Source organism: Enterobacillus tribolii (genome assembly GCF_003363015.1).
Lineage (GTDB): Bacteria > Pseudomonadota > Gammaproteobacteria > Enterobacterales > Enterobacteriaceae > Enterobacillus > Enterobacillus tribolii.
In genome coordinates this window covers 160078-186369 of record NZ_QRAP01000002.1, presented here as the reverse complement: position 1 = coordinate 186369, position 26292 = coordinate 160078, and the positions used below count along the sequence as shown (strand labels likewise).

Below are 26292 nucleotides of genomic sequence, written 5' to 3'. Positions count from 1 at the left end.
GCACGGTGCAAGGTACACTTATTACGCAAAAATACGCTCTGCACCCCACATGGCATTGTCGGCTTTATCAATATTTCCCGGGGACTGACGACCATGATTACACCAAGACCGGTAAAACAGTGCGGACATGCTGACTTCGGCTGGCTCCGCTCCCGCTACACGTTCTCCTTCAATCACTATTTCGACCCCAAGATGATGGGCTACGCCGCATTGCGCGTCCTGAACCAGGATGTTCTGGCGCCGGGCGCCGCATTGCAGCCCCGCACCTTTCCGCGCGTGGACGTGATGAACATTATCCTTGCCGGCGAAGCGGAATACCGTGACAGCCGGGGCAATCATATTCAGGCGGCTGAGGGCGACATCGTTCTGCTGGCAACGCGGGATGCCGTCAGCTACAGCGAACATAACCCGAGCGCCGACGTCCCGCTGACCCGCCTCCAGCTCTGGCTGAATACCTGCCCGGAGCGGGAGAATGACGAAGTGCAGCGCCTGCATCTCGATAACGCGCCGCACCAAATCATCGCTTCTCCGGAAGGGGAAAGCGGCAGCCTGAGGCTGCGCCAGCAGGTTTGGATCCACCACGTTATGCTGCAGCCCGGCGAAGAACACTCCCTGCCCCTGCTCGGCACGCGCGCCTACGTGCAGTCGATCCACGGGGGCTTCAGCGTCAGAGGGCTGGGGGGCGGGGCCAATTCCCTGAGCTGCGGCGACGGCGCGTTTATCAACGACGAACAACGCATCATCCTGCAAGCCGAAACGCCGCTGCGGGCGCTGGTTATCGATCTTCCTGCCTGATCCTCCCTCACAGGCCGCCTTCCCGGAAGGTGGCCTGTATCACATATTCCTTCCTGCAAAACAGCTCTTTTCCATTCATATCCTGAATTCGATCACCCTCTGTATAACGATTCTGCTGAATGAAAAAATCTTTGCTCTGCGTCAAACAACTCAGCTTTAATTTAATAAGAATACAATATATAGTGTCCTTCGATTTATTAAACACCTATATATAGTTGTTATCCACAAGACATCCACATATTCACCGCAACCCCCGCAGCGCGCGGGCCGGGCTGTGGATAACGGGTGCGGATAGCAATGAACTACACAACAGGAGTAATACGGTGAAACCTATCGTGGTGAAACGGGACGGCTGCCAGGTGCCATTTGACGAACGGCGTATCGGTGAAGCGGTGTGTCGTGCGGCGGTCGCCGCCGGCGTGGATGACGCCGATTATTGCATGACCGTAGCCAGCGTCGTTGCCGGGCAGATGGCGAATCGCGAGCGTGTTGATATCCGTGAAATCCAGGACGCCGTCGAAAACCAACTGATGGCGGGCAACTATAAGCAGCTCGCCCGTGCTTATATCGAATACCGTCACGACCGCGATGTCGCGCGCGAGCTGCGCGGCCGCCTGAATCAGGAAATCCGCGGTTTGGTTGAGCAGAGCAACATGGCCTTGCTGAACGAAAACGCCAATAAAGACAGCAAGGTGATCCCGACCCAGCGCGATCTGCTGGCCGGTATCGTCGCCAAACACTACGCCAAGCAGCATATCCTGCCGCGCGACGTGGTGCTGGCGCACGAACGCGGCGAAATCCACTACCACGATCTGGACTACTCACCGTTTTTCCCGATGTTTAACTGCATGCTGATCGATCTGAAAGGCATGCTGACCAACGGTTTCAAAATGGGCAACGCGGAAATAGAGCGTCCGAAGTCCATCTCAACCGCCACCGCCGTTACCGCGCAGATTATCGCGCAGGTTGCCAGCCACATTTATGGCGGCACTACCATCAACCGTATCGACGAAGTTCTGGCGCCGTTCGTCACCGCCAGCTATGCCAAACACAAGGCGATCGCCGATGAATGGCAGATCCCGGACGCGGAAGGTTACGCCCATTCCCGCACCGAAAAAGAGTGCTACGACGCCTTCCAGTCCCTGGAGTATGAAGTCAACACGCTGCATACCGCCAACGGGCAGACGCCGTTCGTCACCTTCGGCTTCGGCCTCGGCACCTGCTGGGAGTCCCGCCTGATTCAGACCTCCATCCTGAAAAACCGCATCGCCGGCCTGGGCAAGAATCACAAAACCGCCGTGTTCCCGAAGCTGGTCTTCGCCATCCGCGACGGCCTGAACCACAAGTTCGGCGATCCGAATTACGATATCAAACAGCTGGCGCTGGATTGCGCCAGCAAGCGCATGTACCCGGATATTCTCAACTACGATCAGGTCGTTAAAGTCACCGGTTCGTTCAAGACCCCGATGGGCTGCCGCAGCTTCCTGGGCGTGTACGAGGAAAACGGCAAGCAGATCCACGAAGGCCGTAACAACCTCGGCGTTATCAGCCTTAACCTGCCGCGCATCGCGCTGGAAGCCAGGGGTGACGAAACCGCCTTCTGGCGCCTGCTGGACGAGCGCCTGGCGCTGGCGAAGAAAGCCCTGATGACCCGCATCGCGCGTCTGGAAAACGTGAAAGCGCGCGTGGCGCCCATCCTCTATATGGAAGGAGCCTGCGGCGTGCGTCTGAACGCGGACGACAATATCGCCGACATCTTTAAAAACGGCCGCGCATCAATTTCGCTGGGCTATATCGGCCTGCACGAAACCGTCAACGCGCTGTTCGGCAACCAGACCCACGTCTTCGACGATGAGAAACTGCGCGCCAAGGCCATCAGCATCGTGGCCCGCCTGAGCGAAGCCACCCAGGCATGGAAAGAAGAAACCGGCTACGGCTTCAGCCTCTACAGCACGCCGAGCGAAAACCTGTGCGACCGCTTCTGCCGGCTGGATACCGCCGAGTTCGGCGTGGTGCAGGGCGTAACCGACAAAGGGTATTACACCAACAGCTTCCACCTTGACGTGGAGAAGAAGGTCAACCCGTACGACAAGCTGGACTTCGAAGCGCCTTATCCGCCTTTAGCCAGCGGCGGCTTCATCTGCTACGGCGAATACCCGAACCTTCAGCACAACCTGAAGGCGCTGGAAGACGTGTGGGATTACAGCTACAACCGCGTTCCTTATTACGGCACCAATACGCCGATCGATGAGTGCTACGAGTGCGGCTACACCGGCGAATTCGACTGTACCAGCAAGGGATTCACCTGCCCGAAATGCGGCAACCATGACTCATCCAAAGTGTCGGTCACCCGTCGCGTGTGCGGTTATCTGGGCAGCCCGGATGCCCGCCCCTTCAACGCCGGGAAGCAGGAAGAAGTAAAACGTCGTATTAAGCATTTGGGGAACGGCCAGCTCGGCTGATACAACTCCCCCGCGATCCGGCGGTTTAACCGTCGGATCATCCGTTCGCGCCACACGGTCAGCATTACCCTATGAATTATCATCAGTATTACCCCATCGACGTGGTTAACGGTCCCGGAACCCGCTGCACCCTGTTTGTTTCCGGCTGTATCCACGAATGCCCCGGCTGCTATAACAAAAGCACCTGGCGCCTGAATTCCGGTACGCCGTTTACGCCGGAGATGGAAGATCGCATCATCGCCGACCTGAATGACACCCGCGCTCCCCGGCAGGGGCTGTCGCTTTCCGGCGGGGATCCGCTCCATCCGCAGAACGTTCCCGCCATCCTGCAACTGGTCACCCGGGTGCACAATGAATGTCCGGGTAAAGACATCTGGATCTGGACCGGCTATAAGCTGGAAGAGCTGGACGAGGCCCAACGTCAGGTCGTCGATCTGATCAACGTGCTGGTTGACGGCAAGTTCGTCCAGGATTTGAAAGATCCCTCGCTTATCTGGCGCGGCAGCAGCAACCAGGTGATCCATCACCTGCGCTGAATAGCGCCCGCGCGCGGGGCCACCGCTCTGCGCGCCCCGTAAAACGCGGCATTGCTCTGCCTGTCATCTCCCCGTCCCAAACTCTTCATCCCAACGCCATATTCCGTTAACCAAATTGTCATTTTCGATCGTCACTATGAGCGCAACTTTTACCGGCTCAGAAGTGAGGATCGCGTTATGCAACCGGTTATCCGTGTCAGCCAACTTAACAAAACTTTCGGCGAACAACGCGCCCTGCAGGACATCGGACTGAGTGTCGCCGCAGGTCAGATGGTCGCACTGCTCGGACCGTCAGGTTCGGGAAAATCCACCCTGTTACGCCACCTCAGCGGCCTGATTAGCGGCGATCGCGCCGAAGGTTCGCACATCGAACTGCTCGGCCGCACGATCCAGCGTCACGGACGCCTGGCGCGCGACATTCGCCGCAGCCGCAGCCAAATCGGCTACATCTTTCAGCAGTTCAATCTGGTCAACCGCCTGAGCGTGCTGGAAAACGTCCTGATCGGCGCGCTCGGATCCACCCCGTTCTGGCGCACCTGCTGTAACTGGTTCACCCGTGAACAGAAACAGCGCGCCATGCAGGCGCTGACCCGCGTGGGCATGGCCCAGTTCGCCGGGCAGCGCGTTTCCACCCTCTCCGGCGGCCAGCAACAGCGCGTCGCCATCGCCCGCGCCCTGATGCAGCAAGCGAAAATCATCCTGGCGGATGAGCCCATTGCGTCGCTCGACCCGGAATCAGCGCGCATCGTGATGGAGATCCTGCAGGACATTAACAACAAAGACGGTATTACCGTGGTCGTCACCCTGCATCAGGTGGACTACGCCCTGCGCTATTGCAGCCGCGTCATTGCCCTGCGTCAGGGCTGCGTTTCTTATGACGGCGCCAGCAGCCTGCTCGACAGCGATCGTATCGAACATCTTTACCGCAGCGTAAACCGCGTCAGCCTGCCTGACGCCGTCGCGGCCTGACGAATCAAACATCCGACGACGCTTACCCAAGGAGAAAACATGAATTACAAAACCGTCGCCGCTCTGGCCTTTATCGGCCTGTTCAACACCAGCGCCCTGTTTAGCAGCGCCCATGCGGAAGAAGCACAGGCGCTCAATTTCGGCATTATTTCTACGGAATCACAGCAAAACCTGAAGCCGCAGTGGGACCCGTTCCTGAAGGATATGGAGCAAAAACTCGGCATGAAGGTTAAGGCCTTCTTCGCCCCCGACTATGCCGGCATCATCCAGGGGATGCGCTTTAATAAAGTGGATATCGCCTGGTACGGCAACCTCTCCGCAATGGAAGCGGTGGATCGCGCCAACGGTCAGGTATTCGCCCAAACCGTCGCCAGCGACGGCTCTCCGGGCTACTGGGGCGTGTTGATTGTCAATAAAGACAGCCCGATCAACAACATTCAGGAACTGCTCGCCAGGCGCAAAGACTTAACGCTGGGTAATGGCGACCCCAACTCGACCTCCGGCTTCCTGGTTCCCGGCTACTACGCCTTCGCGAAAAACAACGCCTCACCCGCCGACTTCAAACGCTCCGTCAACGCCAACCACGAAACCAATGCCCTGGCGGTAGCCAATAAGCAGGTTGACGTAGCGACCAACAACACCGAAAACCTCGACCGCCTCAAAGTCACCGCGCCGCAGAAATTCAGCGAGCTGAAGGTGATTTGGAAATCGCCGCTGATCCCCGGCGACCCCATCGTGTGGCGCAAGAACCTGCCGGAAACCACCAAGCAAAAAATCTATGGTTTCTTCATGAACTACGGCAAAACGGCGGAAGAACAAAACGTCCTGAAAGGATTGAGCTGGGCGCCGTTCCGCCCCTCCAGCGACCTGCAACTGGTGCCGATTCGCCAGCTCGCGCTGTTTAAAGAGGTGCAGGGCGTGAAGGATAACGCGGGCATTTCCGCCGGAGAGAAAGCGGAAAAACTCGCTGCGCTGCAATCGCAGCTCGCCGATCTGGACCGGCTGAGCGCCGCGCTGGCCGCGATGGTCAGCGTCAATAAGGCCGCCCGGTAACGGCACGACGGGCGCTCCGGCGCCCGTCTCTTCATGGAGATTCTTATGCAAATGGCCCTTCCCCCCGCCAAACGCAGTTGGTTCAGCCTGATCGGCTGGGCGTTGCTGCTCGCCGTGCTCGCCGCCTCCTGGCACGGCGCAGAAATGGCGCCGATGACCCTGTTGCGCGACGCCGGCAACATGGCGACCTTTGGCGCCGATTTCTTTCCGCCCGACTTCAGCCTGCTCCCCCAATACCTGGGCGAGATGCTGGTCACCCTGCAAATTGCCGTCTGGGGAACGGCGCTTTCCATCGTGCTGTCCATCCCGCTCGGCCTGATGAGTGCGGAAAACCTGATGCCCTGGTGGATTAACCAGCCGGTGCGCCGCCTGATGGACGCCGCACGCGCCATCAACGAAATGGTGTTCGCCATGCTGTTCGTCGTCGCGGTCGGCCTTGGCCCTTTCGCCGGCGTGCTGGCGCTGTTCATCCACACCACCGGCGTTCTGGCGAAGCTGTTCTCTGAAGCCGTGGAAGCGATTGAACCTGGGCCGGTAGAAGGCATCAAGGCAACCGGCGCCAACAAACTGGAGGAAATTATCTACGGCGTTCTGCCCCAGGTACTTCCGTTGTGGATTTCCTACTCGCTTTACCGCTTCGAATCCAACGTACGCTCGGCCACGGTGGTCGGCATGGTCGGCGCCGGCGGCATCGGCGTCACGCTGTGGGAAGCCATCCGTGGTTTTCAGTTCCAGCAAACCTGTGCGCTGATGATCATCATCATCGTCACGGTCAGCCTGCTGGATTTTCTGTCGCAACGACTGCGCAAGCACTTTATCTGATCCAGCGAGGTTTAGTTTGCCATGCAATTGTCTAGACATCCGACCACTTTCCCCACCCGCTATCAGGAGATTGCGGCCCGCCTGGAACAGGAACTGCGCCAGCATTACCGCTGCGGAGATTACCTGCCGTCCGAGCATCAGCTGGCGCAACGGTATGAGGTCAACCGCCACACCCTGCGCCGCGCCATCGACGAGCTCATTCTGCGCGGCTGGGTACAGCGTCGTCAGGGCGTCGGCGTGCTGGTGCTGATGCGCCCGTTTGACTACCCGCTGCATGCACAAAGCCGCTTCAGCCAAAACCTGCTCGACCAGGGCAGCCATCCCACCAGCGAGCGTCTGCTTTCGGTTTTACGACCGGCCAACGGCCACGTAGCGCAGGCGCTGTCACTGGAAGATGGCGCCAACCTGATTCACCTGCGCACCCTGCGGCGGGTTAACGGGGTGGCGGTCTGCATGATCGACCACTACTTCCCCGACCTTCAGTGGTGGCCGGTATTGCAGACATTCACCCAGGGGTCGCTGCACGACTTCATCCGAACACGGCTCGGCCTGGCGTTCACCCGAACCCAAACCCGTATCAGCGCGCGCCGGGCGCAGGCGAAAGAGAGCCGTCTGCTGGAAATCGCGGCTCAGGCGCCGCTGTTGTGCGTCCGCACGCTCAACCACCACGAAGGGCGGGAAAGTGCGGCGGAATACTCCGTCAGCCTGACCCGCGCCGACATGATCGAACTCACCATGGAGCACTGATGGACGGTTTTTCTTTTACTCAATCACAGCGTCAGCGCTGGATGGCGGTGCTGGCCCACTGCCTGCCGGCGGAGTTGCAATCCCACTGGCAGGCGCTCGGCCTGTCGCCGGACTATACGCTCATCCGCCCGGCGGAAAGCGGCCTGACACAAATTCAGGCCCGCGCAGGAGCCAGCGGCCAGCGCTTCTTTCTCGGCGACGCAACGCTGACGCGCGCCGTCGTGCGGCTCAGCGGCGGCGCCTACGGTTACAGCTACCTGCTTGGGCGCGATAAGGCACGGGCCGAGCGCTGCGCCGTGATCGACGCGCTGCTGCAGACGCCGTCATATCACGAAATGCTGATGCAGCGGTTGATTAACCCGCTCGACGCCCTGCGCCGGGAACGCCTGAGCCAGCGCGCCCGCGCGGTAGCCACCAGCCGCGTCGATTTCTTTACTCTGGTTCGCGGAGATAACTGATGACTCTGATGACTGCCTTTACCCTGCCGGTGCATAACGCCCAGCACCATTTCCGCCGCCTGCTGAAGGCCATGAGCGAACCGGGCATTATCGTTACCCTGCCGGATACGCCAGCGGGATGGACGCCTTTCTCTCCCGCCACCACCGGGCTGCTGCTGACCCTGAGCGATCAGGACACGCCCCTGTGGCTCTCACCGGCGCTGAATACAGAACTCACGCGGGAAAACCTGCGCTTTCACTGCTCATCCCCCCTGACGGACGATAGCGCCGACGCGGCTATCGCGGTCTGCGATGCGTCGCTGGAGGTACGGCAAATCCTCAGCTTCACCCACGGCAGCGACATCGCCCCGGAGACCGGCGCGACGGTGATCATTCAGATCGACAGCCTGAGCGGCGGCCGGCCGCTGCGGCTCACCGGCCCCGGCATCGCCGACGATCGCGTCATCGCCCCGCGCCTGCCGAACAGCGTGCTGGACTACCTCAGCGATCGTCCGCTGCGTTTTCCACAGGGCATCGACTTCATCTTCACCTGCGGCGAGCGCCTGCTGGCGTTGCCGCGCACCACCCATGTGGAGGTGTGCTGATGTACGTTGCCGTCAAAGGAGGTGAAAACGCCATTGCCGCCGCCCACCGCTTGCAGGAACAGAAACGGCGCGGCGATCCGGACCAGCCGGAGATCGGCGCAGAACAGATTGAACAACAGTTGTCACTGGCGGTAGACCGGGTAATGACCGAGGGCGGTATTTACGATCGTCAGTTGGCCGCACTGGCGATCAAACAGTCCAGCGGTGATCTGGTGGAAGCCATCTTCCTGCTGCGCGCCTACCGTACCACGCTGCCGCGCATGGCGGTCAGCGACCCGCTGGACACAGCGACGATGCGCCTGGAACGCCGGATCTCCGCTGTCTACAAGGATCTGCCCGGCGGGCAATTACTCGGCCCGACCTATGATTATACCCATCGTCTGCTGGATTTTACCCTGCTTGCCAACGGCGAAACGCCCGCCGCCGCGTTAGCGGATACGCTGCAGGAAGCGCCTTGCCCGCACGTTTTCAGCCTGCTGGCGCAGCAGGGATTAGCGGAAACAGAAGTCGACGACGGCCAAACGCCGGACGATATCACCCGCCAGCCGCCGCATTACCCCTGCTCACGCGCTTCCCGCCTGCAACAACTGGTGCGCGGCGATGAAGGCTACCTGCTGGCGCTCGGTTACTCCACCCAGCGCGGCTACGGGCGTAACCACCCGTTTGCCGGCGAGATCCGCTGCGGCTACGTTGATCTGGACATTACGCCGGAAGAACTGGGTTTCCCCCTCAGCGTCGGCGAACTGCTGCTGACCGAATGTGAAATGGTCAACGGGTTTACCGCGCCGGAAGATCGGGCGCCCCACTTCACCCGGGGCTACGGGCTAGTATTCGGCATGAGCGAGCGCAAAGCGATGGCTATGGCGCTGGTCGATCGCGCCCTGCAAACTCGCGAACACGGCGAGGAAGTCACCGGCCCGGCGCAGGATGAAGAGTTCGTTCTCGCTCACGCAGACAACGTCGAGGCCGCCGGCTTCGTTTCCCATCTTAAATTGCCCCACTACGTTGATTTCCAGGCCGAACTGGAGCTTCTCAACCGGCTGCGCCGGGAGTATCAGGAGTCTTGTGATGAGTGAAGTATTGAACGGCTATAACTTCGGCTATCTGGACGAACAAACCAAGCGCATGATCCGGCGCGCTATCCTGAAAGCAGTGGCGATCCCCGGCTATCAGGTTCCCTTCGGCGGACGGGAAATGCCAATGCCCTATGGCTGGGGCACCGGCGGCATTCAGATTACCGCCAGCGTGATCGGCAGTGACGACGTGCTGAAGGTTATCGACCAGGGCGCGGATGACACCACCAATGCAGTGTCTATCCGGCATTTTTTCCAGCGCGTCACCGGCACGGCCACGACGGAATCCACCACGGACGCCACGCTGATTCAAACCCGCCACCGCATTCCCGAAACGCCGCTGCGTGAAGATCAAATCATCATCTATCAGGTGCCAATCCCGGAGCCGCTGCGTTTTATCGAGCCGCGCGACACCGAAACCCGCAAAATGCACGCGCTGGAGGAGTACGGCGTTATGCAGGTCAAGCTGTATGAAGACATCGCCCGCTTCGGCCATATCGCGACCACCTACGACTATCCGGTGAAAATCAATGGCCGCTATGTGATGTCGCCATCTCCCATTCCCAAATTCGATAATCCCAAGATGCACATGATGCCGGCGCTGCAACTGTTTGGCGCAGGGCGGGAAAAGCGCATCTACGCCGTGCCGCCCTACACGCGCGTGGAAAGCCTGGATTTCGACGATCATCCGTTCACCGTTCAACAGTGGGACGAACCGTGCGCCATCTGCGGCTCACGCCACAGCTATCTGGATGAGGTCGTGCTCGATGATCAGGGAAACCGCATGTTCGTCTGTTCAGATACCGATTTTTGCCGCCAGCACAGCGAGGAATCCGCATAATGAGTGCTTTTCTGACCGATCCCAACCACGCCGCGCCAGCCGCCGGGCAGCGCCTTCCGCCTGACCTGCCGCTGCTGACGGTGGAAAACCTGTCTTACCTCTACGCCCCCGGCAAAGGATTCCAGGGCGTCTCCTTCGAACTTTACCCCGGCGAAGTGCTGGGTATCGTCGGCGAGTCCGGATCGGGCAAAACTACCCTGCTGAAATCCCTCTCCGCCCGGCTGACGCCTCAGCAGGGCAGCATTCATTACTTCGACGGTGAAGCATCCCGCGATCTGTATGCCATGTCGGAAAGCGATCGCCGCCGCCTGCTGCGCACCGAATGGGGCGTGGTACATCAACACCCGATGGACGGCCTGCGCGCCGGCGTTTCCGCCGGCGGCAACATCGGCGAACGCCTGATGGCCGTGGGCCAGCGCCATTACGGCGACATCCGCGCACAGGCGGCCCGCTGGCTGGAAGACGTGGAAATTCCCGCACGACGCATCGACGACATGCCCACGACCTTCTCCGGCGGCATGCAGCAGCGTTTACAGATCGCACGCAATCTGGTGACGCATCCGCGCCTGGTGTTCATGGACGAACCAACCGGCGGGCTGGATGTGTCGGTACAGGCGCGTTTACTGGATTTGCTGCGCTCGCTGGTAGTGGAACTGAAGCTGGCCGTGGTGATCGTCACCCACGATCTGGGCGTCGCACGCCTGCTGGCGCACCGGCTGATCGTGATGCAGCAGGGACGGGTGGTGGAAAGCGGCCTGACCGACCGGGTGCTGGACGATCCGCATCATCCCTACACCCAGCTACTGGTTTCTTCCGTACTGCAAAACTAACGATCTATCACCGACGGGAACAGACTATGAACATTCGCCTGCGGGTCGAAAACCTGAGTAAAACTTTCATACTGCATCATCAGGATGGCGTCCAGCTACCGGTACTGAATAACGCCTCACTGGACGTCGGCGCCGGGGAGTGCGTGGTGCTGCATGGGCATTCCGGCAGCGGAAAGTCCACCTTGCTGCGTTCGCTGTACGCCAACTATTTACCGGACAACGGCCACATTTGGGTACATCACCAGGGGGAATGGCTGGACATGGTACAGGCGCCGGCACGGCGCATCCTGGACGTTCGCCGCCATACCATCGGCTGGGTCAGCCAGTTTCTGCGCGTTATCCCACGCATCAGCGCGCTGGAAGTCGTAATGCAACCGTTGCTGGAGCTGGGCGTCGCACGCGCTGAGTGTGAAGAAAAAGCCGCCGCTCTGCTGCGCCGGCTGAACGTGCCGGAACGCTTATGGCGGCTGGCGCCCTCAACGTTTTCCGGCGGTGAGCAACAGCGCGTCAACATCGCACGCGGGTTTATCGTCGATTATCCGGTTCTGCTGCTTGATGAGCCAACCGCCTCGCTGGATGCCGTCAATAGCGCCGCCGTGGTGAGTTTGATTGACGATGCCAAACAACGCGGCGCCGCCGTCGTCGGCATTTTCCACGACGAAGAGACGCGCCGGCGCGTCGCCGATCGTTTACATCCGATGTCAGCCTGAGTGCGCGGAGTTTTTTATCATGATTATCAACAACATCAGAATGGTACTGGACGATGGGGTGGTTTCCGGCTCACTGGAAGTACATGACGGCGTGATCCGCCATATTTCCACGCAGCAAAGCCGGTTGCCGCAGGCGCTGGACGGTGACAACGGTTGGCTGATGCCCGGCCTGATTGAACTCCATACCGATAACCTGGACAAGTTTTTTGCTCCCCGCCCGCGCGTTGACTGGCCGGCCCACTCCGCAATGAGCAGCCACGACGCGTTAATGGTCGCCAGCGGTATCACCACGGTGCTGGACGCCGTTGCGCTCGGCGACGTTCGCGACGGCGGCGATCGATTGGAAAACCTGGAAAAGATGATTGATGCGGTTATCACCAGCCAGCAGCGCGGCGTTAACCGCGCGGAACACCGGCTGCATTTGCGCTGCGAACTTCCGCACCACACCACGCTGCCGCTATTCCGGCAGTTGGTTGATAAACCCGGCGTGTCGTTGGTGTCGCTGATGGATCATTCTCCGGGACAGCGCCAGTTCGTTAATATCCAGAAATACCGTGAATACTATCAGGGCAAATACCACCTCAGCGACGAGGCGATGGCCCGTTTCGAGCAGGAACAGATGGAAAATGCTCAAATCTGGTCCGATGCTAACCGGCGCGCCATTGCGGAAGAGTGCAGCCTGCGCAATATCGCGCTTGCCAGCCATGACGATGCAACTGAGGCGCATGCCACGGAGTCGCATCAGCTCGGCAGCGTTATCGCTGAATTTCCCACCACGGAAGAAGCCGCGTATGCTTCACACCGCCACGGCATGCACGTGATGATGGGAGCGCCCAATATCGTTCGTGGCGGCTCACACTCCGGCAACGTCGCAGCACGGCGGCTGGCGGAATTGGGCGTGCTGGATATTCTGTCGTCAGACTACTACCCGGCCAGCTTGTTGGACGCCGCTTTCCGCGTAGCCGAAAGCGACGACAATACCTTCACGTTACCGCAGGCGATACGTCTCGTAACCCGCAACCCGGCACAGGCGCTGGGGCTGGACGATCGCGGGACGCTGGAGGAAGGGAAGCGAGCGGACCTGGTACTGGCACGGCGGCACGGCGAGCATATTCATGTCGATCAGGTCTGGCGCCAGGGGATAAGGGTGTTTTGATGGGAACACTTATCTACCTGATGGGCCCCTCCGGTTCAGGTAAAGACAGCCTGCTCAGGGCGCTGCGCGAACAACAGGACGCCGCCATACTGGTCGCACACCGTTATATCACGCGACCGGCCGACGCCGGCGGGGAGAATCATATCGCCCTGACCTCCCGTGAGTTCGCGCTGCGTAAACGGTACGGTCTGTTTGCCCTCGACTGGCGGGCTAACGGACACGATTATGGCATCGGCATTGAGATCGAGTCCTGGCTGACGCGCGGGATGAATGTCATCATCAATGGTTCGCGGGCTGACCTGGTAAACGCACGCCAGCGTTACGGCACGGCGCTGTATCCCGTCTGCCTGACGGTCAGTCAGGACGTCCTGCGCCAGCGCTTGCAAGAGCGCGGCCGGGAATGCGCCGCCGACATTGAGCAACGCCTGCAACGCGCACTGGCCTGTCAGCCAGATGAACGGGAAACCTGCCATCATCTCAGCAATGACGGGCCGCTGGAGCAAACCACCGCCGCTCTGTTACAGCTTATCGGCCGCTTACCTGCGGTAAACTATGCTGAAGCGCCAGATACCCAAACCCGGGAGACTTTTTATGCACGATAGTTCCCCCATCACCCTGCGGGCGGCAACGTCCGCAGACACGGAATATGTTTACGCCCTTATCTGTGAACTGGAGCAAACCCGCTTTGATTTTCATCGTTTTAGCGCGGGCTATCTCAACAATCTGGCCGATCCGCACTTGTACTATGCCTTAGCCTGGGAGCACGATCGCCCACTTGGATTTATCAGCCTGCACTTACAGTTCCATCTGCACCACGCCAACTGGATAGCCGAAATTCAGGAACTGGTTGTCGCGGCGGATGCCAGAGGCAAAGGCGTCGGCAAGCGGCTGCTCGGCTGGGCAGAAACAACGGCCAGGAAACAGGGAGCGGAACAAACGGAACTGTCCACCAGCGTTCGTCGCCACGATGCACACCGTTTTTATCAGCGTGAAGGGTACAAAAATACCCATCTGCGTTTTACCAAACCCTTGCCCGGGGAATAACACGATGCCTGTTCCCGCATTAACGCTCACCTTTCTGGGAACCGGCGGAGCACAGCAAGTACCCGCATTCGGCTGTCGCTGTCCCGCCTGTGAACGCGCCAGGAACGATCCGGCATACCGCCGTCGCCCGTGCAGCGCCATGCTGCAACACGGTAATGCTCTCACCTTGCTGGATGCCGGTTTACATGACCTGACCGAACGTTTCACGCCGGAGAACATCAGTCAGTTTCTGTTGACGCATTACCACATGGACCACGTGCAGGGGCTGTTTCCGTTACGCTGGGGATATGGCGACGCCATCCCGGTTTACGGCCCGCCGGACGCACAGGGCTGTGACGATCTCTATAAGCATCCGGGAATTCTGGACTTCAATCATCACGTAGCGCCCTTTGAAACTTTTACGTTGCAGGACATTCGCGTGACGCCGCTCCCCCTCAACCACTCACGCCTGACGTTCGGCTACCTGTTCGACACCGGCCGTATGCGGCTGGCCTACCTGACGGATACCGCCGGTCTGCCTGACGCAACGTTGCACTTGCTGCGACAAACGCCTCCGGACGTCATAGTGATCGACTGCAGCCATCCACCGGCCGAATGCATGCCGTCTAACCACAACGATCTCGGCGCGGTCATTGCGTTATGCCGGCAGATTACCGTCGGCCAGACAATCCTGACGCACATCGGCCATCGGTTTGACGCCTGGATGATGGAAAATCCCCTTCCGCACGGTATGCATGCAGCCCGTGACGGGGAACGGCTCGAACTGGAATGAACGCGGTCAGGCTTCTCCGGCCATCTCCCGTAGCTGATCGGACTCCAGGATATTCAGTTGGTAGTCCGGGGGATTGAATGCCGCATTCAACAAAGCCTGTGCTACACCGGCAGCCTTAATGCCTTTCCATTTACCCGGCAGCATGCGGAAAATAGGCTCGGAAAGCTGCTCTAACCAGCGTTTTTCCGCTCTTTCGCCTTGTAGCATTGAGGGGCGGGCGATTGTCAGGTGCGGCCATCCCTGCATTTTCAGCGCCTGCTCCATTTCGCCTTTGGTGCGGTTATACAAGAATGATGATTGCGCATTGGCGCCCAGCGCGCTGACCACCAGGTAGTGACGGCAGCCGTTAGCCAGCGCGACGCGACCACTCTCTACGACCAACGTATAGTCTACATACCGGAAGGCGCTGTCGCTGCCTGCCTGTTTACGCGTCGTGCCCAAACAGCAAAAGGCAATATCGCAGGGCGTTTTCCAGTTCGCCATAATCTGGCATAAGTCCTCAGACACCGTGTTCACTAACTTGGGTGACGGCGGCAATGCTCGCCGGGAGGGCGCATAAACCGTCTCTATACGCTCATCCCGCAGCAAGAGTTGCAACAATTCGTTTCCAACTAAACCACTGGCACCTAAAAGCAGTATTTTCATACGTTTCCCTCCTGCTCTCAGTATAACGCCGGCTCACCAGCCTGCACGTTCGTAATCCCTTTTCCCCTTCCCTCAACTCCCCTCTCTCAACCACAGGCGTTTTTTGCCAAACCCCAGTTTATTGTCCGTCATCTTTATCTCATCCAGCCTCAACGCCCAGAGCGGCGCTTTTACCGCCCGCGCGACGGGGAAGTGATGGCAGTACAACGCGTAAGCCTGCTCCATCACCTCTCCTTCCAGGCACTCCGCCCGCGCCCGGTATTGAATGCCCTTGATCAACGCAACCGTTCGCGTTTGATGGGCAATCGTGCCAACCACACGGGGGTTTTGAACCATCAGCGCTCCGTGACGCGTGTCGGCTTGTGTCATTACATACAGCGACATACCGCTTTCATCGAACACGTAAAAACAGTTTGCGCACCAGACGTCCTCCCCGGAAGACGCACACAGCGTAAGCACATGCTGCTGACGAAGAAAACGGCATATCGCAGCCAGATCCTGAGAAAATGTCACAGGTTATCTACCCTATCCAGAGATGATGAATACTCTTATCTTTGCCAATATCCCTCCTGACCACAACCCCCGAAAACCGCTTCCGTTACGACACCGCCCGCAATTTTCCGGGGAAGTCGGCCAGCCAGCGCGCCGACTGTTCCGGGCTCCATTCGTTATCACTCAACCCGGACAGGCATCCCCATAATTCACGTAAGTTCTGCGCCGTAATCACGATGCAGTCAGGCATGATGCGCACTTTTATCGGCATTCCCGCCGGAAAACCGGCTTCGGCCAACCATGTTCCATCCAACAGAATGCCATCATAATCCACCTCGCCATAGCGCTCTCCCTCTGAAATATGTAATGTAGGCAACACATTGTCAGCCATAATAAACTCCTCTCTCATCCAACCATTGATGCGATGAAAATACTGTTTATATACACAGCAATCAAGCCAGGGGGGGAGCAAAGCGCGGGCATATTTGATTACTGGAAAGTCGATTCCAAAAAAATGTAAGGTATGACGAATTACACCTGTTCGTGATGACAAAAAACCGACATGACACTCCCGAAAACACCTTCCGTCTGGCATCTTTACCTTATCCGAACGTCCGGAAACGCGCTGTATACCGGGATAACCACCGATGTCCAACGCCGGCTAGCCCAGCATGAGAAAGGGACGGGCGCCAAAGCCCTGCGTGGCAAAGGGCCTCTGCAACTGGTTTTTTGCTGCGAAGCAGGTACGCACGGCGAAGCACTGCGCATGGAGTTCCGCCTGAAACAAATGAATAAGCGGCAAAAAGAACGGCTGATCGCAGACCAACCGGCATCATTGGCCGGCTGGCTGGAGAAGGTCTGATGAAGCGGAATTAAAAACGGTTGAAAGGCGCGGAATACTCAACCAGCCCGGACGAGCTTTCCAGCACATTGTCAGCCAACGGATACACCTGAAATGCCTGTTCGGTATCCGGCCAGCGGCAATGCAACTGAGCGGCGGCCGCATTTTGGAACCCAAGCCGCCCATAGTAAGCCGGATCGCCGAGTACGACGACAGCGGCATAACCGAACTCATTCAGCGCATCCAGCCCTTCGTAGATCAACGCCTGCGCGATCCCCTGACGACGATACGCTTCAGCCACGGCAACCGGCGCCAGGCCGACCCACTGACGATCTTCGCCCTCAAGATCGACGGGACTAAAGGCTACGTAGCCAATAACACCGCCCTCGTCATCCGTCGCCACCACGCCCAGCGTCAGCAGCCCGTCCTCACGCAGTTGGTGAACCAGGTCAGCCTCCGCCTCTGAAGGAAAGGCGCTGCGCAGCAATTGATCAATCCCCGGCGCATCCACCGGTATTTCTACCCTGATCAGCATATCTCAACCGTACGGGGCTGTTGCACCGCACCCTCTTGTAAGCCCGCCTCAACGAACTCCGCCAGTTGCAGCAGCCCAAAACGCAGCGGCTTCGGCATCGCGTCGAGATCGATGGCATCCATCAGGTTTTTAACGTACAGGCCCAGTTCCGTATCGCCTTCAATACGTAACCGGCGCTGGAAAAACAGCGTATCCGGATCTTCTTTGCGCGCGGCAATCAAAACCAGGTCATTGGCGTCGCCGCTAAAGCTGACGTCCGCCTGCTGCTGCTGGCTGACGCGCAACCGGTCATTTTCCACGGTAACGAACCAGCGCAGGCCGAGATCGCGCACTTCCACCTGTAGCCAGCGGCCGTCAAGAAACTCCAGCTCTCCGTCCTCCAGCGCCTGGCGAAACTGCCAGTCAAGCACTTGCTCAAGAACCTGACGCTGTAATGCAAAAGGGGTGAACTTTAGCGGCATGCGTAACAACGCCGGCCCCTGACGCACGATACGTGCTCGTAGCTTTTCCAACACGGAAGTGACTCCTCTAGACACAGTATGCCGTTATTTTGCCATATCAGACGCGGGGAACTTCATCCTGGGTCAACAAAACCGGCAACTGTTTATATGAAAACGGATAGAGAATAGCCACTGGAATATGGCTGTCAACCAGCGTCTGGCGCCAATGCGGCATCTGCCATAACCGGCAGCATGAATTGTTACCCGCTGCGTAACAGAAACTGCCCCAAATCAAAACGTAAACCGTTAGCTTTCTCTACAATTGGCGCGCCCGGTTGCGCCGATGCGCGCAGCACGAGCCATTATTAACCGCCGCTGTACAACGTACATCACAACGTGCATCTGGCAAATTCAGGAATTCCTTATGGAGCTGCTCTGTCCTGCCGGTAATTTACCCGCGTTAAAGGCCGCCATTGAGAACGGTGCTGATGCGGTGTATATCGGCCTGAAAGACGATACCAACGCCCGCCATTTCGCCGGGCTGAATTTCACCGAAAAGAAATTGCAGGAAGCGGTCAGTTATGTCCATCGCCATAACCGTAAACTGCACATCGCTATTAATACTTTCGCCCACCCTGACGGTTATGCCCGCTGGGAAAAAGCCGTGGATATGGCTGCGCAGCTGGGCGCCGACGCGCTGATCCTGGCGGATCTGGCCATGCTGGAGTATGCCGCGCAGCGCTACCCGCATGTAGAACGCCACGTTTCCGTACAGGCCTCGGCCACCAACGACGAAGCCATCCGCTTTTACCACCGCCACTTCGACGTGGCGCGCGTGGTGCTGCCGCGCGTACTTTCCATTCATCAGGTTAAGCAGCTGGCCCGCACCAGTCCGGTGCCGCTGGAGGTTTTCGCCTTCGGCAGCCTGTGCATCATGGCGGAGGGGCGTTGCTATCTCTCCTCTTACCTGACCGGAGAATCCCCCAATACTGTCGGCGCCTGTTCCCCGGCCCGCTTCGTGCGCTGGCAGCAAACGCCGCAGGGGATGGAATCACGGCTCAACGACGTTTTGATCGATCGCTATCATGACGGAGAAAATGCCGGTTATCCCACCCTGTGCAAAGGCCGCTATCTGGTCGACGGCGTGAAATATCACGCGCTGGAAGAGCCCACCAGCCTGAACACGCTGGAGCTGCTGCCCGAGCTGCTCGCCGCCAATATCGCTTCAGTGAAAATTGAGGGGCGTCAGCGCAGTCCGGCCTATGTCAGCCAGGTGGCGCGCGTATGGCGTCAGGCTATCGATCGGTGCAAAGCGAATCCGCAGCAATATCAACCCGATGCGCAGTGGATGGAATGCCTGGGCGCGATGGCCGAAGGTACGCAAACCACGCTGGGCGCCTACCACCGCAAATGGCAGTAAGGGGGAAAGCATGAAATACGCATTGGGTGCCGTACTTTATTACTGGTCTAAAGCAGACTTGGAACATTTTTATCAGGCCGCCAGCCGCAGCGAGGCGGATATTATTTATCTCGGCGAAACCGTCTGCACCAAGCGGCGCGAGATGAAGGTCGGCGACTGGCTGGATCTGGCTAAACAGGTCGCTGCCTCCGGCAAACAGGTGGTGATTTCCACGCTGGCTCTGTTGCAGGCGCCTTCTGAGCTGAGCGAACTGAAGCGTTATGTGGAAAACGGCGAATTTTTGCTGGAAGCCAACGATCTGGGCGCGGTGAACATGGCGGCGGATCGCGGCCTGCCGTTCGTCGCCGGTCATGCGCTGAATTGCTACAACGCCCATACCCTTCGCTTGCTGCACCGTCAGGGCATGGTGCGCTGGTGTATGCCGGTGGAGCTGTCGCGCGACTGGCTGAGGAACCTGCTCATTCAGTGTGATGAGCTGGGGTTCCGTAATCAGTTTGAAGTGGAGGTTCTGAGCTACGGCCATCTGCCGTTGGCGTACTCCGCCCGCTGTTTCACCGCCCGTTCGGAAAACCGCGCCAAAGATGAGTGCGAAACCTGTTGTATCAAATATCCGCAGGGGCGGCGTGTGCTGTCGCAGGAAAATCAGCAGGTTTTCGTACTGAACGGCATTCAGACGCAGAGCGGCTACTGCTACAACCTGGGCAATAACCTGACGGATATGCACGGGCTGGTGGATATCGTACGGCTTTCCCCGCAGGGAACGGAAACGCTGGAGATGCTGGCACGCTTCAGGGCGAATGAGCATGGCGAAGCGCCGTTGAAACTTGCAAATCAGGCAGACTGTAACGGGTACTGGCAACGGGTTGCCGGGCTGGAACTGGTTCAGTAAACCTCCGTGCCCCCCGCCGGGGGCACGAAAAATCAGGCTCATGATGCCTTGTGGGCCATGATTTCAATAATCTGAGTGTCTGTCTGACACATCGCCTGGCTTGCCAGCGCGCACAGATTGGCGATGGACTGATCGACGTCGTCGGCCACGATACCTTCATTCCCCGTAACACAGCTATTGTCCAGCGCCATCAGAACCGCTTTATATGCCGCAGAAGCGCCGGTGGAAACCTTCATCGCACAACTGTTCGACGCGCCGTCGCAAATAATGCCGCTGACGTCGCCGATCATGCTGCTGATCGCCATCGCTACCGGCTCATAGCGCTCCTCCAGCAACCAGGCGATACCGGCGGCAGCGCCCATCGCGGCAGTATTCGCCGCACACAGTGCCGACAGCGCGGGCAGCTTGCTGTGAATATAAATCGCCATCAGATGCGACAACATCAATGCCCGGATACGTTTCTCCTCATCGCAGCCAAGATAATCAGCCACCACCACAACTGGCATAGTCGCGGCAATACCCTGATTTCCCGAGCCGGAGTTACTCATAGCCGGCATCACGGCGCCGCCCATACGCGCATCGGATGCCGCGGTGGTGCGGATCAGGATCTCTGACAGCAAATCGTGCGCCAGCAAACCGCGCTGACGCTGGCGCTGCAGCGTAGCGCCGATATGCAGCCCGTAAGACCCCTTCAGGCCTTCAAGGGAAAGCGCGTCGTTCAGATGCGCGGCTTCGAGAATAAAACGCATGCGCTCCAGCGGCCCGGTCACGGCAAAATGATAAACCTGATGCGCCGTGGCCTGTTTCAGGCAGTATCCCTCCGTCACACACTCATTTTCCATTGCCGCAGAAGCGAAACGATCGTCAAAAATTACGTCGCCATCTTTCACGATCTTTACAACATGCGTGTGACTGCCGGCAATGGTGACCGATGCCAAACGATCCTGATAAAACAGCGTAGCCTGCGCAAACAGCACATCATCGCCCGCCGCCATGCCCACCTTAACCGCACCGCGGTTAAGCATGGCCTTGGCCTGCTCAATCGCGGCAGGCGTGGCGCATTTCACCACCTCCAGCCCCGCATGCGGATCGCCCCCCAGCGCTCCCAATGCGGCGGCTATCGGCAGGCCGACCATTCCGGTGCCCGGTACGGTAACGCCCATACCGTTTTTCATCAGATTCGGCGACACCAATGCCTCAATGCGCTCAGCCGGGCCAGGCAGATGCGACGCCGCCAGCGCGGCGGCCAGCGCCAGTGAAATGGGCTCCGTGCAACCAACGGCCGGTTTCACTTCCTGCTGAACTGCGCGAATGAACTCATCCCACAGCAGAGAATTTTTTTCTTCACCCATGATGTTCCCCCGGTAACCTGGCAAACCGATATCTTGTTGTCATTCGGGGAAAACACCCCGTTTATAAGAAAATTATATCGCGGCGCCCGGAGAAACTTTTTTCAAGTTACTTTTACTCAACAAGCACCCGGGAGAAATATTTTCTCTTAAACCGGAGGTATAAGGATTAAATTTTCCTGAAACGAATCCGCAGATTTTACCTCGGACGCGGCCGGCGTCTGCGCAACCAGGTACGCAGCTCGACGCCATTACGCAGCATGCCGACGAATATGCCCAGCAGGGCATAAACTGCGCCCAACAGCAGCAACATCAGCAGATCATTCACCACATCGGCGAAGGTCAGCCCCATCTGGTTGACCCCGGCAATCGCCTTGGTCGCCCAGGTGGAGGGCAGCATGGAGGAAATCGCGCGCACCCAGGCCGGCATCGCCTGCAACGGCCAGATGGTTCCCGAGATATAAAACACCGGCATGGTGATAAAGGACAAGGTGAGGTAAATCAGTTCCACGCGCCGCAGGCACTCCGTCACCAGTTTCCCCAGCCCGATCACCGCCAGCAGGAACGGGAACGTCAGCAACAGCACCTCTGGTATCGGCGCGGTTTGCCTATAGCCCAATATCCAGGGCCACAGCACAAACAGCACGATGGAAAGAAACAGCCAGATGGGAATCAGCGCAGAAAGCGCGCCAAGATAGACCGGCAATGTCGGTTTACCCGAAGAATGAATGGCAATGCTGACGCGCACGCTGGCGATCAGTAACGAGTGCTGCAACAGCATCACCAGCAGGCCGGGGAAAATAATGGCGGCGAAACTGATACCCGGGTTGAAGACATCCTGCGTCTGCCCGTCGATCGGCTGAATAATCATCTCCGCCTGCTTGACAGTAAACCCGGCCCGCAGCAAGGCTTCAGTGTTGTAGGTGTTCAGCAATTGCTGATATGACGCAATCACGTCCTGCTCAATCTGACCGTTGGCAAGCCGGTTAGTCGCATCGCCATAGACCGGGATGGTGACGTTGTTGCCGTGCAGGATCTTCTTCTCCAGATCGGTGGGCATGATGACCACCGCGAACAGCTTGCGCCAGGCTAAATCCCGTTGCGCTTCAGGCAGGTTATCGTAACTTTTGATCTCGATTTTGGACGTCGCATCCAGCCGCCGGATCAGCTCGCGGCTGATAGTACTGTGATCCTGGTCGATCACGCCCATCGGCAGGTCCCACACCGAATGTTTCGCGTAAACCAGGCTCATGATGCACAGCGACAGCAACAGCAACATCCACATCGGCCGGTCAAGCATCCCCATCAGCACGCGCGCCAGCGTCTTCCAGTAACTTTTCATCCCTGCTCCTCTTCAAGACGGTAGCGCTTGAGCAGGCGCTTACGCACCAAAAGCCAGGTAATGAGGGGATAGACCATCAGCAGCGCGCACACGCTGAAGATGGCAGAGGCCGGCACCTGACGCAGGAAAACGTCAAACATGGCGTACAGCGCATGAGTCAGCGGCTCGATATTGGAGATAATCTGGGCCGGCAACGGCATGGAAAGCTCCGGCACCGCCAACCCGGAATAGGTCAATGCAATACTGACCAGCATCCCGATCAGGGTATAAGCGGTAATCGCCGTTTTGGTGAAGGTAAACAGCATGATCCCGATGCTTTGCGCCGCGATAACGTAAAAAAAGCCGATCATCAGCATAAATAAGGGATTACCGCTGACTCTGGCGTCAAAAACAAACACCAGCAGGGCGATTTCCGCCATCAGCAACGTGGTGTAGCCCAGCGTGTAGGGCGCCAGTTTACCAATCACCGCCAGCCCGAACGGCCGGGCCTGCATTAACGCTTTCCGCCGGTCCAGCACGTAAATCATGCAGGTAACGGTGAAAAGCTGCAGCAAATGGATCGTGGCCGCAAACTGTTGATAATAAATAAAACTTCCGCTGGCGTTAAACAGGCTCCCGTAGTTCAGCGTCACACTCGCCAGTGGCGGTACTTCCTTACCGATAACCGAGGCAATAATGGTGCGGTAATGACTGTTCAGCTCCGCGATCAGGCCGGTGAAATCCTGCGTTGAATAAAGCCCGGCGCCGTAGAACAGCGCGTTGTAATACATCACCACGCTCGGCTGCTTACCGGCCAGAACATTTTTTTCGAAGTCCACCGGAACATACAGCAACGCATAGTCTTTGGCGCTGCGCAGCCGTTTAAGCGCTTCCGGCAGGCCGCCCTCATAAGCGGAAATCTGCGCGTGAGAACCCGCATCCAGGTTTCGAATCAGTTGTCTGGAGAGCGGGCTCTGATCGTTATCGACCACGGAAACCGGCAGCTCCAGCATGGTTCCTTCGGAGAAATTGCTGCTGATCAGGATGAACAGTAGCAACGGGAAGCACCAGCCCAACCAGTGGATCACCGGGGAGCGAAAGGCTACGCGCGCTTCATCGCTGAAAGAGCGGCTGAAACAGCGCCAGCCCGCCCTTACTCTTTCCATTGCCATAGCGCACTCATCCCGGGACGCAGACCGTCCACCGGTTGCTGCGGATATAAACGCACTTCAAACGTTTTCAGATCGAAGTCACCGGTCGCGCGCGTGGCGCGCTTGGTCGCATAGTCCCCCAGCGGCGCGATATAGCGGATTTGCGCTTTCACCTGTTTATCACCCAGCGCGGGAACGCGCAGGCTGACCTTATCGCCTTTGCGAATCCCGGCCATGATGTCTTCGCGCATGTTAAAGACGAAGTAGGCATCGGGCAGGCGAATTAACGTCATCAGCGGACTGGAAGCGTTCAGCAACTCCCCGACCTCCGCCGGAATCGGCCCCACTTCGCCGGGAACCGGCGCGCGAACCTGCAGATCATCGGTTTGCGCTTTGAGTTCGATAATATCCTGATTAGCCTGACGCACCGCGGCGGCATAGGCTTCACGCTGTTCGGCGCGGTCGCCGTTGATGCCTTCGTCCAGATTGGCTTTGGCGGCCTGCACCTGTTGCCAGGCGGTGTCACGCGCGCGGCGCGAGCTGTCCAGCGCGGACGCGGAAATATAGCCCTGCCCGGCGACGCGGACATCACGCTGATAATCTTTCTGTGCGTTCTGATACTGCGCCTGAGCCTGCGCCAACTCTGCACGCAGGGAGCGGATACTTTCTTCACGCGTACCGTTCAGCGATTGATCCAACTGCGCCTGCGCTTTATCCCTGACCGCTTCCAGTGAATGCAGCTGTGCCATGAGTTCCGGGCTTTCCAGCGAAACCAGCAACTGGCCCGCCCGGACGTCATCGCCACGCTCAACGTGCCTGACGGTCACCCTTCCCTTAGCCTTTGAGGTGACAATCACCTCCGGCGCATCCACTTCTCCCTGCAACAGCAGTTCATGGCTGTGCGAGCGGAATAAAATCGCCAAAGATACGGCGATAACGATTAACAGGATCGTTACCCAAACTCTTTTTGTCATCACGCCTTTCCTTACTACCACGTCCCTGTCATCTCTTTTAATAAGTATCAGTTATTCCGCAACTGAAAATATAGAAATTTAATAAATCATAACGGCAATTAACCTTTTCATGAGTTGCAAAAAGCAGCATATCGCCGGAAAAAAGCAATCGCACGGATTGCCCTGCCCTAATCTGGTTTCGTCGCGTATCATGCTAAAATTAAACATTTAGTTTACATCTATACTACAACGGCCAGATACAGGAGCCGGCTATGACCACCCCATCTGCAATTCCGTTTTCCGTCCTTGATTTGTCCCCGATTCCGCTCGGCATGTGCGCCGGCGATGCTTTTCAGCGCTCGCTGGAGCTGGCGCAGCATGCTGAAACATGGGGATATAATCGTTATTGGCTCGCTGAACACCATAATATGACCGGCATCGCCAGCGCGGCTACGTCGGTGCTGATTGGCTTTATTGCCGGCGGCACCCGCCATATCCGGGTTGGTTCCGGCGGTATTATGCTGCCCAACCATGCGCCGCTGGTGATTGCAGAGCAGTTCGGCACCCTGGAGTCCCTTTATCCCGGCAGGATAGACCTCGGGCTGGGCCGCGCGCCGGGCACCGATCAGAGAACGATGATGGCGCTGCGGCGCGATCTGCGTGGCGATATCGATAACTTCCCGCGCGACGTGGCGGAATTGCAACAATACTTCGCCGAAGTACAACCCGGTCAGCCCGTACAGGCGGTTCCCGGCCAGGGGCTGCACGTTCCGATCTGGTTGCTGGGCTCCAGCCTGTACAGCGCGCAGATGGCGGCCAGAATGGGACTGCCTTTTGCGTTCGCCGCGCATTTTGCTCCCGATATGCTGTTCCAGGCGTTATCCCTTTACCGCGAGAACTTTATTCCCTCGGCGGTACTGAACGCCCCTTACGCCATGGTCTGCGTCAACGTTATCGCGGCCGACAGCGAACGTGATGCCCGCTTCCTGTTTACCTCTATGCAGCAGCAGTTCATCAACCTGCGCCGTGGTCAGCCCGGCCCGTTACCTGCGCCGGTGGAAAATATCGATGCCCTGTGGTCTGCGGGCGAACAGTGCGGCGTAGAACAATCGCTGAGAATGTCCGTCGTCGGCGACCGCCAGCAGGTTAAGCAGGGCCTGGAACGTCTGCTGCGCGAAACGCAGGTGGATGAAGTGATGGTCAACGGCCAGATATTCGACCAACAGGCCCGCCTGGCTTCGTTTAAAACCGTCATTGAAATCAGCCGCGAGCTGACGCTTCCCGAACGGCTGGGATAAACCGCATAACGCCGGGTTTCTCCCCGGCGTTTTATCGCTTCCTTTTACTTATCATCGGCGTATGATGCCTGACGCACCTGGGGAGCTTCTCCCCCAAACTTCTTTT

At 58.4% G+C, this 26292-nt stretch carries 30 protein-coding genes; 21 read left to right on the top strand and 9 right to left on the bottom strand.

Translation table 11 applies throughout. The features are described from left to right. Window positions 1–93 precede the first annotated feature (93 nt). The 17 genes from C8D90_RS05595 to phnP all read left to right on the top strand — a co-directional run bounded on the left by C8D90_RS05595 (window position 94) and on the right by phnP (window position 14852). Complete coding sequence (locus C8D90_RS05595) at window positions 94–795, top strand: pirin family protein (protein WP_115457445.1); 702 nt, start codon at window positions 94–96, stop codon at window positions 793–795. Window positions 796–1118: 323 nt separating this feature from the next. After that, on the top strand, window positions 1119–3257 hold the full coding sequence (nrdD, locus tag C8D90_RS05590; protein WP_115457444.1) for an anaerobic ribonucleoside-triphosphate reductase: 2139 nt from the start codon (window positions 1119–1121) through the stop codon (window positions 3255–3257). 71 nt (window positions 3258–3328) lie between these two features. Next, window positions 3329–3793 carry an anaerobic ribonucleoside-triphosphate reductase-activating protein gene (nrdG, locus tag C8D90_RS05585; protein ID WP_115457443.1) on the top strand — a complete coding sequence of 155 codons (465 nt, stop codon included), beginning with the start codon at window positions 3329–3331 and terminating at the stop codon, window positions 3791–3793. A gap of 177 nt (window positions 3794–3970) precedes the next feature. Beyond that, entirely contained in the window at window positions 3971–4762 is a 792-nt protein-coding gene (gene phnC, locus C8D90_RS05580) for a phosphonate ABC transporter ATP-binding protein (protein WP_115457442.1), read from the top strand. Between the two features lie 39 nt (window positions 4763–4801). After that, on the top strand, window positions 4802–5815 hold the full coding sequence (gene phnD / locus C8D90_RS05575; RefSeq protein WP_115457441.1) for a phosphonate ABC transporter substrate-binding protein: 1014 nt from the start codon (window positions 4802–4804) through the stop codon (window positions 5813–5815). A gap of 45 nt (window positions 5816–5860) precedes the next feature. Next, on the top strand, window positions 5861–6637 hold the full coding sequence (gene phnE, locus C8D90_RS05570) for a phosphonate ABC transporter, permease protein PhnE (RefSeq protein WP_376744976.1): 777 nt from the start codon (window positions 5861–5863) through the stop codon (window positions 6635–6637). Window positions 6638–6658: 21 nt separating this feature from the next. After that, complete coding sequence (gene phnF / locus C8D90_RS05565; RefSeq protein ID WP_115457439.1) at window positions 6659–7384, top strand: phosphonate metabolism transcriptional regulator PhnF; 726 nt, start codon at window positions 6659–6661, stop codon at window positions 7382–7384. Further along, complete coding sequence (gene phnG / locus C8D90_RS05560) at window positions 7384–7842, top strand: phosphonate C-P lyase system protein PhnG (protein WP_115457438.1); 459 nt, start codon at window positions 7384–7386, stop codon at window positions 7840–7842. The genes phnF and phnG overlap by 1 nt, the downstream gene beginning before the upstream one ends. Next, a complete protein-coding gene (gene phnH / locus C8D90_RS05555) occupies window positions 7842–8426 on the top strand; it encodes a phosphonate C-P lyase system protein PhnH (protein WP_115457437.1) in 585 nt (194 codons plus the stop codon). The genes phnG and phnH overlap by 1 nt, the downstream gene beginning before the upstream one ends. Next, entirely contained in the window at window positions 8426–9502 is a 1077-nt protein-coding gene (locus C8D90_RS05550; protein WP_115457436.1) for a carbon-phosphorus lyase complex subunit PhnI, read from the top strand. The genes phnH and C8D90_RS05550 overlap by 1 nt, the downstream gene beginning before the upstream one ends. Then, window positions 9495–10340 (top strand): alpha-D-ribose 1-methylphosphonate 5-phosphate C-P-lyase PhnJ, encoded by an 846-nt coding sequence (locus C8D90_RS05545; protein WP_115457435.1) that lies wholly within the window; start codon window positions 9495–9497, stop codon window positions 10338–10340. Before C8D90_RS05550 ends, C8D90_RS05545 begins: the two co-directional genes overlap by 8 nt. Beyond that, window positions 10340–11170 carry a phosphonate C-P lyase system protein PhnK gene (phnK, locus tag C8D90_RS05540; protein ID WP_115457434.1) on the top strand — a complete coding sequence of 277 codons (831 nt, stop codon included), beginning with the start codon at window positions 10340–10342 and terminating at the stop codon, window positions 11168–11170. The genes C8D90_RS05545 and phnK overlap by 1 nt, the downstream gene beginning before the upstream one ends. A gap of 26 nt (window positions 11171–11196) precedes the next feature. Continuing rightward, window positions 11197–11880 carry a phosphonate C-P lyase system protein PhnL gene (phnL, locus tag C8D90_RS05535; RefSeq protein ID WP_115457433.1) on the top strand — a complete coding sequence of 228 codons (684 nt, stop codon included), beginning with the start codon at window positions 11197–11199 and terminating at the stop codon, window positions 11878–11880. 19 nt (window positions 11881–11899) lie between these two features. After that, window positions 11900–13036, top strand: coding sequence for an alpha-D-ribose 1-methylphosphonate 5-triphosphate diphosphatase (gene phnM / locus C8D90_RS05530; RefSeq protein WP_115457432.1), 1137 nt, complete (start codon window positions 11900–11902; stop codon window positions 13034–13036). After that, window positions 13036–13638 (top strand): ribose 1,5-bisphosphokinase, encoded by a 603-nt coding sequence (phnN, locus tag C8D90_RS05525; protein WP_115457431.1) that lies wholly within the window; start codon window positions 13036–13038, stop codon window positions 13636–13638. The genes phnM and phnN overlap by 1 nt, the downstream gene beginning before the upstream one ends. Further along, a complete protein-coding gene (gene phnO / locus C8D90_RS05520; protein WP_115457430.1) occupies window positions 13628–14080 on the top strand; it encodes an aminoalkylphosphonate N-acetyltransferase in 453 nt (150 codons plus the stop codon). Before phnN ends, phnO begins: the two co-directional genes overlap by 11 nt. Window positions 14081–14084: 4 nt before the next feature. Beyond that, a complete protein-coding gene (gene phnP, locus C8D90_RS05515; RefSeq protein WP_115457429.1) occupies window positions 14085–14852 on the top strand; it encodes a phosphonate metabolism protein PhnP in 768 nt (255 codons plus the stop codon). A gap of 6 nt (window positions 14853–14858) precedes the next feature. On the opposite strand, the gene C8D90_RS05510 is transcribed toward phnP, so the two are convergent. The 3 genes from C8D90_RS05510 to C8D90_RS05500 all read right to left on the bottom strand — a co-directional run bounded on the left by C8D90_RS05510 (window position 14859) and on the right by C8D90_RS05500 (window position 16380). Then, window positions 14859–15497, bottom strand: coding sequence for an NAD(P)H-binding protein (locus C8D90_RS05510; protein ID WP_115457428.1), 639 nt, complete (start codon window positions 15495–15497; stop codon window positions 14859–14861). Between the two features lie 72 nt (window positions 15498–15569). After that, window positions 15570–16010 (bottom strand): YhbP family protein, encoded by a 441-nt coding sequence (locus C8D90_RS05505; protein ID WP_115457427.1) that lies wholly within the window; start codon window positions 16008–16010, stop codon window positions 15570–15572. Between the two features lie 85 nt (window positions 16011–16095). Beyond that, window positions 16096–16380, bottom strand: a complete 285-nt coding sequence (locus C8D90_RS05500) for a SymE family type I addiction module toxin (protein ID WP_115457426.1) — start codon at window positions 16378–16380, stop codon at window positions 16096–16098. A gap of 171 nt (window positions 16381–16551) precedes the next feature. On the opposite strand from C8D90_RS05500, the gene C8D90_RS05495 reads away from it, so the two are divergent. Then, the gene (locus tag C8D90_RS05495) at window positions 16552–16851 is read left to right on the top strand and encodes a GIY-YIG nuclease family protein (RefSeq protein ID WP_115457425.1); all 300 of its coding nucleotides are present in this window, start codon (window positions 16552–16554) and stop codon (window positions 16849–16851) included. Window positions 16852–16861: 10 nt separating this feature from the next. Here the strand turns inward: C8D90_RS05495 and C8D90_RS05490 are convergent, their stop codons facing one another. Together C8D90_RS05490 and ubiT are read right to left on the bottom strand one after the other, a co-directional pair. Next, window positions 16862–17365 (bottom strand): GNAT family N-acetyltransferase, encoded by a 504-nt coding sequence (locus tag C8D90_RS05490; RefSeq protein ID WP_115457424.1) that lies wholly within the window; start codon window positions 17363–17365, stop codon window positions 16862–16864. Further along, window positions 17359–17880: a ubiquinone anaerobic biosynthesis accessory factor UbiT gene (gene ubiT / locus C8D90_RS05485; protein ID WP_115457423.1), complete on the bottom strand. Its 522-nt coding sequence runs from the start codon at window positions 17878–17880 to the stop codon at window positions 17359–17361. Before ubiT ends, C8D90_RS05490 begins: the two co-directional genes overlap by 7 nt. A gap of 349 nt (window positions 17881–18229) precedes the next feature. On the opposite strand from ubiT, the gene ubiU reads away from it, so the two are divergent. Continuing rightward, window positions 18230–19225, top strand: a complete 996-nt coding sequence (gene ubiU / locus C8D90_RS05480; protein ID WP_115457422.1) for a ubiquinone anaerobic biosynthesis protein UbiU — start codon at window positions 18230–18232, stop codon at window positions 19223–19225. A gap of 10 nt (window positions 19226–19235) precedes the next feature. Further along, window positions 19236–20114, top strand: coding sequence for a U32 family peptidase (locus tag C8D90_RS05475; RefSeq protein WP_115457421.1), 879 nt, complete (start codon window positions 19236–19238; stop codon window positions 20112–20114). A 38-nt stretch (window positions 20115–20152) separates the two neighbouring features. Here C8D90_RS05475 and C8D90_RS05470 read toward each other — a convergent pair whose 3' ends face one another. From C8D90_RS05470 to C8D90_RS05455, 4 genes are all read right to left on the bottom strand, one after another. Next, window positions 20153–21466 (bottom strand): L-cysteine desulfidase family protein, encoded by a 1314-nt coding sequence (locus C8D90_RS05470; protein ID WP_115457420.1) that lies wholly within the window; start codon window positions 21464–21466, stop codon window positions 20153–20155. A 196-nt stretch (window positions 21467–21662) separates the two neighbouring features. Then, complete coding sequence (locus tag C8D90_RS05465; RefSeq protein ID WP_115457419.1) at window positions 21663–22805, bottom strand: ABC transporter permease; 1143 nt, start codon at window positions 22803–22805, stop codon at window positions 21663–21665. Next, window positions 22802–23956, bottom strand: coding sequence for an ABC transporter permease (locus C8D90_RS05460; RefSeq protein ID WP_115457418.1), 1155 nt, complete (start codon window positions 23954–23956; stop codon window positions 22802–22804). Before C8D90_RS05460 ends, C8D90_RS05465 begins: the two co-directional genes overlap by 4 nt. Then, window positions 23938–24909: an HlyD family secretion protein gene (locus C8D90_RS05455; protein ID WP_115457417.1), complete on the bottom strand. Its 972-nt coding sequence runs from the start codon at window positions 24907–24909 to the stop codon at window positions 23938–23940. The genes C8D90_RS05460 and C8D90_RS05455 overlap by 19 nt, the downstream gene beginning before the upstream one ends. A gap of 251 nt (window positions 24910–25160) precedes the next feature. Here C8D90_RS05455 and C8D90_RS05450 point away from each other — a divergent pair, with 251 nt between their 5' ends. After that, window positions 25161–26186 carry a luciferase-like monooxygenase gene (locus tag C8D90_RS05450; RefSeq protein ID WP_115457416.1) on the top strand — a complete coding sequence of 342 codons (1026 nt, stop codon included), beginning with the start codon at window positions 25161–25163 and terminating at the stop codon, window positions 26184–26186. The last annotated feature ends 106 nt before the right edge of the window (window positions 26187–26292 follow it).